The organism is Hafnia paralvei ATCC 29927, from assembly GCF_001655005.1.
Classification (GTDB): Bacteria; Pseudomonadota; Gammaproteobacteria; order Enterobacterales; family Enterobacteriaceae; genus Hafnia; species Hafnia paralvei.
Window position 1 is genome coordinate 37,915 of the sequence record NZ_LXET01000047.1, and the last position, 11,731, is coordinate 49,645.

Annotated in this window: 12 protein-coding genes; all 12 read right to left on the reverse strand. The window is 48.2% G+C overall.

All coding sequences use genetic code 11. The annotated features are described in order from the left end of the window. Positions 1-17 precede the first annotated feature (17 nt). A complete protein-coding gene (locus M988_RS15375; RefSeq protein WP_008812558.1) occupies positions 18-548 on the reverse strand; it encodes a fimbrial protein in 531 nt (176 codons plus the stop codon). A 49-nt stretch (positions 549-597) separates the two neighbouring features. Next, positions 598-1,221 carry a fimbrial protein gene (locus M988_RS15380; RefSeq protein WP_008812557.1) on the reverse strand — a complete coding sequence of 208 codons (624 nt, stop codon included), beginning with the start codon at positions 1,219-1,221 and terminating at the stop codon, positions 598-600. An 11-nt stretch (positions 1,222-1,232) separates the two neighbouring features. Next, positions 1,233-1,955, reverse strand: coding sequence for a fimbria/pilus periplasmic chaperone (locus tag M988_RS15385; protein ID WP_008812556.1), 723 nt, complete (start codon positions 1,953-1,955; stop codon positions 1,233-1,235). Positions 1,956-1,959: 4 nt separating this feature from the next. Continuing rightward, the gene (locus tag M988_RS15390; protein ID WP_008812555.1) at positions 1,960-4,515 is read right to left on the reverse strand and encodes an outer membrane usher protein; all 2,556 of its coding nucleotides are present in this window, start codon (positions 4,513-4,515) and stop codon (positions 1,960-1,962) included. Positions 4,516-4,700: 185 nt separating this feature from the next. Continuing rightward, positions 4,701-5,228, reverse strand: coding sequence for a fimbrial protein (locus M988_RS15395; RefSeq protein WP_008812554.1), 528 nt, complete (start codon positions 5,226-5,228; stop codon positions 4,701-4,703). A gap of 151 nt (positions 5,229-5,379) precedes the next feature. Beyond that, positions 5,380-5,925, reverse strand: coding sequence for a fimbrial protein (locus tag M988_RS15400; RefSeq protein ID WP_008812553.1), 546 nt, complete (start codon positions 5,923-5,925; stop codon positions 5,380-5,382). Positions 5,926-6,713: 788 nt separating this feature from the next. Next, positions 6,714-7,763 carry a nicotinate-nucleotide--dimethylbenzimidazole phosphoribosyltransferase gene (gene cobT / locus M988_RS15405; RefSeq protein WP_008812552.1) on the reverse strand — a complete coding sequence of 350 codons (1,050 nt, stop codon included), beginning with the start codon at positions 7,761-7,763 and terminating at the stop codon, positions 6,714-6,716. A gap of 108 nt (positions 7,764-7,871) precedes the next feature. Then, positions 7,872-8,420, reverse strand: coding sequence for a bifunctional adenosylcobinamide kinase/adenosylcobinamide-phosphate guanylyltransferase (gene cobU, locus M988_RS15410; RefSeq protein WP_064574895.1), 549 nt, complete (start codon positions 8,418-8,420; stop codon positions 7,872-7,874). After that, positions 8,417-9,961 (reverse strand): cobyric acid synthase, encoded by a 1,545-nt coding sequence (locus tag M988_RS15415; protein WP_064574897.1) that lies wholly within the window; start codon positions 9,959-9,961, stop codon positions 8,417-8,419. The genes cobU and M988_RS15415 overlap by 4 nt, the downstream gene beginning before the upstream one ends. Positions 9,962-9,970: 9 nt before the next feature. Beyond that, on the reverse strand, positions 9,971-10,786 hold the full coding sequence (locus M988_RS15420; protein ID WP_008812549.1) for an ATP-binding cassette domain-containing protein: 816 nt from the start codon (positions 10,784-10,786) through the stop codon (positions 9,971-9,973). After that, the gene (cbiQ, locus tag M988_RS15425; protein ID WP_008812548.1) at positions 10,786-11,463 is read right to left on the reverse strand and encodes a cobalt ECF transporter T component CbiQ; all 678 of its coding nucleotides are present in this window, start codon (positions 11,461-11,463) and stop codon (positions 10,786-10,788) included. The genes M988_RS15420 and cbiQ overlap by 1 nt, the downstream gene beginning before the upstream one ends. Next, complete coding sequence (locus tag M988_RS15430) at positions 11,450-11,731, reverse strand: energy-coupling factor ABC transporter substrate-binding protein (RefSeq protein ID WP_008812547.1); 282 nt, start codon at positions 11,729-11,731, stop codon at positions 11,450-11,452. The genes cbiQ and M988_RS15430 overlap by 14 nt, the downstream gene beginning before the upstream one ends.

Here is an 11,731-nt window from a genome sequence, read left to right on the forward strand (position 1 = left end):
TCAACAGGAAACATCAACTACGGGTATTCAAGATGGAATTCCGCCGTAGTACTAAAATCCCCCTCGGTGATACTGTGGTCTGCGATACTTTTGGATGACGCTTTAATGAATGCAGAAAACTTAAGGGAGTTAGCCCCTTGATTGAGGTTGTATTTAGCCGAGCCGTTGTTGAGCGGAATGAACGATGTTGGGCTCTGCACATCGCCAGACACTGACTCAAGCCCCACTGCCAAGCCTTTTACCTTCGCACTTTGCAAGGAGAGATAGCCTGTTTGCTCGCCATCTTCTGTGCCAGTAAATGAGACCAATACGGTTTTTGAGATCGAAATATCGCAGTTTTTTAAGTTGATGCTGAAGGGCTTCGATTCCGAGCGACCCTCGGCATAAAATGTCTTAATCGCAATAGTGCCAAAATCCACATCTTGGCCGTCTGCATTGATGTCGACTTCGCAGGGTTCGCTGACAACCTCACCATGAAAATTGATATCTACCGCTGCCAATGAAGAGCTAGAAAATAGCGCCATACCTAGCAAAGCTAAGAGCCTCATATATATTTCCCTCTGCAAAATCACGAACGCCTATTTCTAGTCTGGGTACTTATTGATACGTAAGGTTTAAATTAATCGTGGTGTGATATTCACCTTCAATCAGTTCTTCAGGAATACGTTCCAACATGGCATACATCACCAAATCCGTATTTCCCTGCGACATAATCAAAGGCTCGCTGTGCTCTCCGGGGATCAGTTGCCGATGTTTGTAATCTTCCAAACGCAATCCCACCCCTCCAGCGGAGCCAGAAACCTTCATCAGATATTTGTTGCTATCACTCGCAACCCCACTGACGGTCACATAAGAAACCAACTGCCCAGGAAGAAAGGTGATGTTGCCGCCGTGGGAGTCGTCTCTGGGCGAGTTCCCCACAACACCGCAATCTTTCAATTGAAAATGCACGGTCACTGGATCGGTACGATTACCGATCCGATTCAAACTGACGCGAGAAGTTATACCTAAATCAATCGACTGATCTTTCGACTCCATCGCCAACACACAGGCGGGCTCAGTCAATGAGCCTTGAACCGTCATTTCGCCATGCATGCCATACACGTCCCATCCATCGATGCTTTTCGCTTTAGCCAGCTGTAGATCAAAAAAGGTCACAGCCCCAGAAAGCAGGCAGATCCACAGCGTAGTGCGAGTCAATCTTAGATATGAAGTACGCATAGCGTTGGCCACTAGCTCCGGTTCGTCGTTGCACGACACTCATTGCCGCTGCACGTGAACTTCAGCTCTGGACGGCCACCAAAGTCATTGATATAGGTGACATAAGGAGTGGAATACGCTGGAGTAACCGCCTTTTGAGTCGACTTAGGCGCAACCATCACCGGACGAAAATCTTTCGCAGACTCACCTTTCGGCTGGCCGGAAATACCGATGACAGTGACGTAGTAAGGTGTCGGATTTTGGATTTGGTAGCCGTCACTGGTTTTGGTCAATACGATCTGATCCTGCCATACGGTATCTGGATCGATGGCAATCGCGGCAGGACGATAGAACAGTTTTATCTTGGTTTGCAGCGCAATCTGCATCACGTTTTGTTTGCTGCTACGCGGTGGAATTTCGCGCACATTGAAGTAAAACGCGGTCTCTCGATCCTGAGGTAATTTGGCAATACCGCCCGTCGCGTTAATACGAATCTGGCTTCTTGAACCCGGTTCGACGCGCTGAACAGGGGGAACGACCACTAATGGATCGCTAATCTTTTTCCCGTTGATATCTTCCAGCCAGGACTGCGCCAAATACGGTAACTGAGTGTTGTCGTTACGAATATTTAGGCTGATTGATTTCTGAGTTCCTTCGAAAATCGCACGTGTACGATCTAGAGCAATTGCCGCCTGGGCGGCCTGCGCGCTCAGTAACAAAACGAAGCTTAATGATAAAGTCTGTTTTAATTTCATGGTGTTATTGCTCTTCATGGATGTTATCAATTGGGTTTGCCGCAGGAACATTTTTCACCGCTGCAGGAATTTGTGTTTGGCTCTCTGGATGGCATGGCAGCAGCAACTGTTCTTGCTGGCTCAAGGTTTTAGGAATAACCACCGTGCATTGCTTAGCACCATCCCACAGCACGTCGAGAGACTCCCCGCCCTGTAAACCGGTTAGCCAAGCCATACCACCGTCACCAACAATCGCCAGTTCGCGGCCTTCACTGTTTTTCACGCTGGCACCAAACGGAGGATGACTACCGTCAGCCAATGCCAATACCGCTAACGCTTTCGCCCCTTTCACTACGCCAAACTTACGGTAACCGATGGCACCCTCCGTCAGCGCAGAGTCAACAACCGAGCGGCTGGAATCCACGTCATCGGCCATTTTGGTTAAATCGATGCTGGTAGAATTGCGGTAATAGCTGTTCATATCGGTAATCACGCCGATACCATAACCGTTGGTATGAACACGACCTCCGTTGATTGGCACGCCACCGACACCTTCGGTATCGACCATCAAACGCGTTCCGCCGCTGATACCGCCGGAGTGCAACGCTGCACCTTTTGCCGTAATAGTTGCGCCGCCCTGCATAGTCATACCCGCCGAGGAGTAGTTCCCCTGTGAGTAGGCCGCATTAGCACTCATGTTGGCGAAGTCACCGCGATGGCTGTAATAACCGTTAAACTGACCGCGAGTACTTTCATCGCCGCCGCTGCTCAAGCCCGTAGAAACACGGTAGTTATTGTTATTATCAATACGGTCGTAATAGCTCACGTTTTGGCTATAGCGGCTATTGTTGTACTGGCCGTCGTAGCTCACCGATGCCGAACTTCCCATTGGGATAGACAGACTGACAAACACCGCATCGTCGTCACGCTGGTTAATCTTGCTACGCGTAGCCGAAATATTGAGGGAGACATTTTTCAGCGCCCACAAATTCATAAAAGTGCTACCTGATAGACTGTAGCGATCGTCGGTAGGCTGATCCCAATAGGTCTGATGGCTATAGGTGAAGTAAAAGCTCAGCCCCACATCAGAGAAGTTTTTATTCGCCGTAACGGTATACAACTCTTTATCGTGACCTGAGTTTTGCTCGTGGTAACGCGCATCGAGGTATTCCCCCATCGACATATAGTCACGCTCGGAGAATCGATAGCCCGCAAAGGTCACTTCACTATCGTATTCGTCAAAACGTTTGGAATAGCTTAAACGCCAAGATTTCCCCTGACGTTTTGCTTCACCAGGCACGCTGGCAAACGACTGGGTAACATCCGCGGATACCGCCCCCAGTAAGAACAAATCACGCCCAATACCGATTGATGCAGCGTTGTAATCACCTGCAAGAATGCTACCGCCATACAGTGACCAACTGTTGGCGATACCCCATGAGAACTCACCGGTAGCAAACGTTGGTCCCTGCAAATGATGTTCGTAGGTTGATGGCCGCCCCATCGCGAGCTTATAACGCACCATTCCGGGACGAGTCAGATACGGGATCGTCGCGGTATCAACCTGAAATGTCTGGACAGTTCCGTCTTGTTCTTCAACCTTTACATCTAACTTGCCGGTAACGGCGCTGCTTAAATCCTGAATACGAAACGGGCCTGAAGGCACCGTAGTTTCATACAGCACACGTCCCTGCTGGGAGACCACCACTTTGGCGTTAGTCTTGGCGATCCCTGATACTTCTGGCGCATAGCCTCGTAGAGCAGGAGGCAACATACGGTCATCACTACTCAGCGATAGGCCGGTGTAACGCCATGAGTCGAAAATGCTGGACGACAGATAGTTTTCACCCATCGATAACGTCGAACGCAGCTGAGGAAGCGCGCGGTACATATACACGCGGCTCCAATCCATGTTGTGCTGGCTGCCCTGATCTGAGCCAGAGGTGCGGCTATAGCTCCCCTGATAATCACCGCGCAAACGCCACGGCCCCGCATTCGCCCCAACGGTCCCGCTAATACTGGCATTCTGGCTATCGCCCCCCGTATTTGGACGCGTTGCCGACGCATTGAGGTTATAGTCCAGCAATAAACCAGGGATGCCTTCATCCCAGCGTGAAGAGGGCACCCAGTTCGGATCGCTGTATTCAATCCACGCCTGTGGAATCGAAAGCTGTAAGCTCGAATTGGATAAATCACCGCGTACGGTGGTGCCTTGAAGTTGGCTAAAGTCCGCACACTCTCCCTGGTGCCAGTAGGTCACTTTATTCAGTGCGGCGGGCTTTAATCCCAGCTCACTCACCAGCTCTGGTGAAAGGCAAGCTTCACTGCTATCGGGTTCATTTTCGCGAGGATAAAAGTTAAAGGGATATTCCCCCACGCTTTGGTCATTCACTCGCAGCGCTAGCTGATACAGCCCCGGCAAAATATAGTTTGCTTTTGAGAACCGAGAGAAATCGATGTTCGCCTTATCCGCGGTATCCAGCATGTCCGTATTAAACTCAACGGCTTCACTCGATAGACTGGTGCCAGCCACGGCTAACGCCATAGCCAAACTGATTTTATTGATATGGAATGTAGACATTACCGTCTCTATTATTTCTAGCTCAGATGCACCAAACAAAAACAGTTCTTACAGAAAACTATTCGTCCATGCGCGCATACCACAGAGATAAAACGTCATCGGCGATTTATTTTTTGCGCGAACCTCTCCCACCGAAAATGTTCATGGCAAGAGAAATAATTATTTTTCGGATTAATCTATTTTTATTATAGATATTCCACTTTGAACTTTACGATTGCCCTGTAATTCCCTGCTCGCAGCTCATGATTATTCCGTTGGATGGCTAACTTATAATTGAGCACCATCGAGCCAACATTCAGTGGTATATCCGGCAAGTTTTGCCCTGGCACGATGATATTGCCTGCCTCATCCTTTAGAACCAGACCTATTCCACTCGCCTCACCCTGCAAACTCAGTAAATTTGCAATTTCATCCCGAGTCCCATCAAACGTCAGGTGCACACTTTTAAAATCTGGCCGTAAATGGTCTTGAGAAGTCAGCTCACAGTTTTCTAATTTAATAACAAACTCTTTTTCTGGGCCTTGACCATTTTTAGCGAGTTCACTGATTGGCATAGAGCCCAAATCAATCACCTGCTCCAATGACTCAGAAGATATACTGCATGCAGTCGCCACCAAGGTTCCCGTCATTTTAACGCGCCCTTGTTGCTCTCCCATCGCCCACGCCGTTGTCACAAAGAAAACCATAAAGGCACAGAGCGTGCGGACTACCATGCTATCTCTCCTGCTAAACCGCGACTTTGAATTAAGGGCGTAGCAATTTACGCCCTGAGTAATTAATACAACGTAATATCTTGAATAATTCGAGCTACGTCAGGAGATTGAGTTTCAGCCAATGAGAGGCAGCCCGAACCATAAAGACATATTAGTTGTAAGAAATTACGAAGTCGGTTTGGCTGTTGAATTCACCCGCGGTGATTGAAGAGCCAGAAGCGCCGGTTGCCTGAACGTAAGCGGTGAAGTCCAGTTCGTTGGTACCAGAAATCAAAGTCTTAACTTCGGTTTCTTTACCCAGCTCGAAATCTTTACCGTTTGCATCAGCAATACCAACACCTACGCCAGACGCGGTGCTGCTGGTAATACCCAGCAGGTTGCTTGAACCGCCTGCGTTAGAACCGTTGAAAGTGATAGAGGCTTTAGGCGCAGCACCACCGGTTACATCACAGTTATCCAGAACAATTTTGAAGTTAGCTGGCGTTGATTTAGCACCGTCTTTCAATGCTTTAATCGCAATGGAACCCAGATCAACTGTTTGTTCACTGTTACCTGGTGCAATAGAACATGCAGCATCAACAATAAAACCGTGGAATTTAACAGTACCATTGCCGCCCACAGTGCCTGCAGCGTTAGCCGCAGCAGAAGCGATACCCATAGTCATAACCAATGCCACAGCTAATTTATTCAGTTTCATTTTTATTTCCATAAATTTAAGTAATAAGAGATCCTTCGCCAGCTAAGGCGAAAATATCCATAAAGCATTTATTCCCTGTGAAATTTTATTTCATTGTTTTCAGATAAATATATTTAATAATTTATCTCATGCAAACAGGAGATTAAGTCATATAGCCAGTTTGAAAATTTCACTCCCCAGATAAAAATGCACAATTCTCACTCACATCTGGATGAGGAAATAATAATTCCGACCATGTCATAAAAAAACAAAAATTTACACTAATAGGTTAATACGACAGTTTCACCCAAATAAGATATTTCCTATCATTTATGCGAGCTAATTTGTCGCAAAATCATAAGATGCGACACATTATCTTTTAAAGAAAGACAATATAGAAAGTAAAATTTTATAAAGCAGATAAAATCGGTATTTAAAGCCAAAAAAGGCCATTTTAGATCAATTTCAAAACAACGATATAACAAATAATTAACAAAGAGGAGTAAAAATACAATTCGCCAGACTAGGATTAATACCAAATAATAAATTTTACCTTTTGCGGATAAATCAAAAGAAATTTGTGTAAATAGTATTTACGATTATCGAAAATACATTACCCCATCTCGCTAGGCACAAACGCACTACAATAGGATAATTACTAATTATAAGAAATGATGTGCGATACCACCTTAGATGGCAGAGAGTTATCGCTAAGGTGCAGTGAAATACAGGGGGTTATCCGTGTTCTTTACAAAAAAAACGCCCTGCACATGTATGAGCGCAGGGCGTGGTTAAGAAAAGAAAAGGACTTAGGCGGGAAGGATAATATTGCTGTCAGCTAAACTCCCCATTTCGTTATAGGCGGCACAGGCAGCATCCACAATATTCATAGCAACGGCAGCACCACTCCCCTCCCCCAAACGCATTTCTAGCTGAAGGTAAGGCTCCAGCTTCAGTTGCTGGAGTGCGATTCTCGCCCCTTTTTCCGCGGAGAGATGAGAGGGAATTAAATAATCATGCACCCGCGGTGAAATTTGACACGCAATTAACGCCGACGCATATGACAGGAAACCATCTAATACTACCGGAATACCCGCTGCCGCAGCACCTAGCATTAGGCCTGTCATACCAGCCAAATCAAAGCCCCCGACTTTTGCTAGAACGTCAACGCCATCAGTCGCATTTGGCTGATTACAGGCAATCGCTCTACGTACCACGTCAACTTTATGGTGTAGCTGTGCGCTCGGGAAATTTGCGCCAACGCCAACAACTTCCTCCGGTTGTCGTTTCGCCATGACACTCACAATTGCCGCGGCAGGTGTCGTATTAGCCATCCCAAGCTCGCCAACCCCAAGTAAACGCACGCCATTTGCCGCCTGCGTCATGGCGAAATCTGCCGCTTTCGTCAACAAAAACTCCGCCTGCTCGCGGCTCATCGCTGCTTCGCGGGCGATATTGCCACTCCCACGAGCCATCCGCATATCAACGGCGCCCTCGATCGGCTCACAGTCAATGCCAGCATCCACAATCACCACTTCAGCACCTGCGTGCTTAGCCAAAACGCATACGCCTGTAACGCCGTGAATCATATTTTGCGCTTGGATCGCGGTGACGACACGAGGAGATATAGCCACACCTTCATCATAAACACCATGATCCGCTGCCATCACTACAATCTGCTTGCGGTTCACGTTTACGTTTTTTTCGCCGAAGATCCCAGCCAACTGAATCGCCAGTGTCTCTAAACGCCCTAAACTTCCTGTCGGTTTTAACAAACCATCCAACTTAACCTGTGCCTTGACCATTGCGTCTTGGTTCAAGGGCTGAATCTGAGCAATAATTTGTTCTAGTGTTTGCATGTTTGTCTCTGATGAAATTAAAAGGGTCACGCGATAAAAGCCGTTACAAAAGCGATAACGTAAGTCGTTTTCGTGATCTGTCGAAAGGATGTTTGCTAAAGGGTTAAGCTATCCCTTTATTTTCACTTCAATCCCCGAAACCACGAGATAGACCTGCTGCGCCTGCGCAGCCAAACGCTGATTAACCCGCCCCGCAATATCCCTAAAACGTCGCGCTAAAAGATTATCAGGGACAATCCCCATCCCCAGTTCGTTGGTGACGATATACACCGGTACGTTACAACGTTCACAGCCCTGAATTAACTCATCAACTTGCAGATGAATCATTTTCTCCAGATGCTCAAAATCCATTTCTTCAGGAGCAACGTTTCCAGACTGATCGAACAGCAGGTTAGTGACCATCGTCGTTATGCACTCCAACATAACGGCGTCACTATTCCCCCCTTGCGAGCGAATAATCTCCCCCAGATCGCGATATCCTTCATGGGTCATCCACTGTGCTGGACGTGTTTCGCGATGATGAGCGATGCGCTGCTCCATTTCCTCATCGGTCACCACCGAGGTGGCAATATACAAAACTCGATGGCCATGCTGAGCCGCGAGTTTTTCTGCTAGAGCACTTTTTCCACTGCGAGCTCCGCCGGTAATCAAAATCACTGTGGTTTCTCCTGCATAGCGACGTGATCACGCATAATCGCGTAAACGGCTTCTATGTCGATATTCTCGCGCATCGCTGCAGCTAGTCGATCAAACTGCTGCTCTCTGAATGCCTGATAGTGGAATTCAGCGCCCAACAGCGGCTCTAATCCTTTGCGCTCACGCAGCGAATTCAACAAACTACGAGTCAGACCATCTGAATCAAAGAAACCGTGGATATAGGTTCCCGCCACCGAACCATCGAGATGGATTGCACCATCACACTGGTTGATACTTTCACCGTTGCGCTTATGCAAAACGCTAAAAGGCTGTGCCTGTTCACCGAGTTCGGTATGCCCCATATGAATTTCATAGCCCACCAGAGAGTGCTCCTGACAGGCAGCAAAAACCCCCGCCAAATCTGGCCGAATTTCCCCACTTACCTGAGTAGTCACTTTTTGCTGTGAGAATGTGGTTTCACAATCCAACAACCCAAGCCCTGCCATTTGTTCAACGCCAGACTCCACGCCATCAACAATATGTTTTCCCAACATTTGGAAACCACCGCAAATCCCCAACACTGGTGTACCTTGCTGATGCGCCAGCAAAATTTGATGAGTCAGGCCGCTTTTGTGTAAATAGCTAAGGTCGCTCAGGGTATTTTTACTACCGGGTAAAATCAGTAAGTCGGGGTATCCTAGTTCATCGTGGTGGGACACATAGCGCAGGCGAACATCAGGCTGTGCATTGAGCGCATTAAAGTCAGTAAAATTGGAAATGTAGGGAGTTTGAATGACGGCAATATCCAACAGGTTTTCATCCTGATGGCGATATTTCCCTTTTTGCAGCGCAACCCCGTCCTCGTCCTCTAGTTGCACCTCAATCCACGGCATCACACCGATAATGGGTACACCGGTAAGCTCTTCAATCTGGCGCAAGCCCGACGTTAGCAGGCTGACATCACCACGAAATTTATTGATGATAACCCCTTTGACGCGCGCCTTTTCAGCCGGTTCCAGTAATGCCAAGGTGCCATAAATCGAAGCAAACACCCCGCCGCGGTCAATATCTGCCACTAAAATCACGGGCACGTCGACTTTCTCAGCCATCCCCATATTCACAATATCGCGGTCGCGCAGATTGATCTCCGCAGGACTCCCCGCCCCTTCCAGCACCATAATATCCACTTCATCGGCGAGGCTGCGATACACCTTTGCAATCTGCTCAAGCAACTGAGGTTTGAATTCATGATAGGTTACGGCGTCCATCTGATTCGCCACTTTCCCCATCAGTACCACCTGAGCCCGCAAATCGCTGGTAGGCTTGAGCAACACCGGATTCATTCGGACATCAGGCTCAATACCAGCAGCTTCTGCCTGAAAAATCTGCGCACGCCCCATTTCGCCGCCGTCAGCGGTGATACCTGAATTCAACGCCATATTCTGGGATTTGAAGGGGGCGACACGATACCCGTCCTGATGGAAAATACGACAGAGTCCAGCAACCAGCACACTCTTTCCGACGTCTGATGCCGTGCCCTGCACCATAATGGATAAACCCATAATTTCCGCCTACTTAACGTATTTTGGCATGGAAGCAAACAGCTCATGCTCAGTCTTAAACAAGGGTAGCCCCAGCTGTTGATGAATTTTCACCAGCCATGGCTGTACCAATCCGGCCTGTTTTAGCATTTCTTGCTGCAGAAAAACGTCTCGCTCACTGCCTTCACACACCAGTTTTCCCTGCGCGAGAACATACAGGTAATCACAAACTTCATAAATTAAATCAATATCGTGGCTCGAAATAACCACGCGTTTTCCCTGAGCCACAATTTTGTGAATAATATGGATCATCTGCTGGCGCCCCGCTGGGTCGAGTCCGGCAGTAGGTTCATCCAACAGGAGATACTCTGCATTCATCACCAATGCCCCTGCAATCGCCACCCGTTTTTTCTGCCCGTGGCTTAAATACTGCACTGGCTTATGGCGAAAACCGAGCGCATCCACCAGCGAAAGCGCCTGCTCGGTGCGTTGGCGGATGGTTTCTTCATCCATGCCTAAATTACGCAGGCTAAAAGCAATATCGCTGTCGATGTCGGTATAAAAGATCTGTTGATCGGGTTCCTGAAAAACCATGGCAACCTGCTGGCGTAACTCACGTAAGCTACGTTTGTCATAGCCCAGTTTTTTGCCCTGCCACAACACCGCTCCTTGCTGTGGCTGTAAAATCCCCAGCAAATTCATGAACAACGTCGATTTTCCACAGCCGTTAGCCCCCAATAGCCCCGTGACTTGCCCACGGCTAAAGTCCAGCGACAAATCATGCAGCACTGTTTCACCATCCTGATACTGGAAACTCAGGTGCTGAGTTGCGAACGTTGGGGTCATCACAGATGGAAATCTCCGTTATACAGTTTTACTTCTAGCGCGATACTCATTTGCTTGTGGCGCTCCATAACGCGCGCCAGCAGCATCCCTACCAGCATCGATAGCGAACGGTAGCTGCTCCGCAAAGACACATAGCCAAAACGCAGCGATTGCGCACGATGAATCGCCGCAGCCTCTTCAATAAAGATGAAGATAAAACGGTAGGTGAGCAGCACTTGTTCTATCAAAACCAACGGCAAACGGCTGCGTTTTAACAGCAGAACCCACTGGCTAAACGGCGTCGTTAGCACAAACAGATAAGTAGAAGCCAATGCAGCCAGACTGCGGCACAGCGTATTAATGCCTGTGATCAGACCGCTACGCTCAACACCCAGCGCCAAGTGGCCGATGCGAATGCTATAAAGCAATGTGTCAGCCTGCCACGAAAAGGAGAGCACCACGCCCAGCAACCCGGTGAATAAAAAAGCCAGCGGCACCGCTAGCCAGCGCAGGTAACGACGCCATCCAACACGCAGTAAATAACATGTTAGCCCCGCACACAGCAGTAACACGCCAAGCTGAATAAGGCGTGTCCCTAGCAGCGCCATGAGCAGTAAAACCAGATAAAGAACCAGCTTATGCTCCGGTTTTTTCTGGCTCCAACGGCTTCCGTAAGAGAGTTTATCAATCTCCAACATGAGCAGCGCGGCGCCCGCGGTAGTAGCCTAAAATATAGAAAATGACTGCAGCGCCAAATGAACCTTGTAGCGTAAACAGTAAGCTTTCGATTTCTCCACTGGCAGGTTCATACAAAGGCTCGAACCACGGTTTATAATCCGGAGCCATCTGGGCAATAACGCCCTCGGCCTGATCGTCGGAACCGCCATATTCCCCACCGTGATTGATAAAGAATGGCAACACCGCTAATGCAATAACCAAGAGAATCAAAATCAGCGTTTTTTTCAT

Bases quoted from the DNA above. Each gene is read 5' to 3' on its own strand.
- M988_RS15380 (WP_008812557.1), bottom strand. From the start codon at position 1,221: ATGCGTACTTCATATCTAAGATTGACTCGCACTACGCTGTGGATCTGC.
- cobT (WP_008812552.1), bottom strand. From the start codon at position 7,763: ATGCAAACACTAGAACAAATTATTGCTCAGATTCAGCCCTTGAACCAA.
- M988_RS15390 (WP_008812555.1), bottom strand. From the start codon at position 4,515: ATGTCTACATTCCATATCAATAAAATCAGTTTGGCTATGGCGTTAGCC.
- M988_RS15430 (WP_008812547.1), bottom strand. From the start codon at position 11,731: ATGAAAAAAACGCTGATTTTGATTCTCTTGGTTATTGCATTAGCGGTG.
- M988_RS15415 (WP_064574897.1), bottom strand. From the start codon at position 9,961: ATGGGTTTATCCATTATGGTGCAGGGCACGGCATCAGACGTCGGAAAG.
- cbiQ (WP_008812548.1), bottom strand. From the start codon at position 11,463: ATGTTGGAGATTGATAAACTCTCTTACGGAAGCCGTTGGAGCCAGAAA.
- M988_RS15375 (WP_008812558.1), bottom strand. From the start codon at position 548: ATGAGGCTCTTAGCTTTGCTAGGTATGGCGCTATTTTCTAGCTCTTCA.
- M988_RS15400 (WP_008812553.1), bottom strand. From the start codon at position 5,925: ATGAAACTGAATAAATTAGCTGTGGCATTGGTTATGACTATGGGTATC.
- M988_RS15395 (WP_008812554.1), bottom strand. From the start codon at position 5,228: ATGGTAGTCCGCACGCTCTGTGCCTTTATGGTTTTCTTTGTGACAACG.
- M988_RS15420 (WP_008812549.1), bottom strand. From the start codon at position 10,786: ATGACCCCAACGTTCGCAACTCAGCACCTGAGTTTCCAGTATCAGGAT.
- M988_RS15385 (WP_008812556.1), bottom strand. From the start codon at position 1,955: ATGAAATTAAAACAGACTTTATCATTAAGCTTCGTTTTGTTACTGAGC.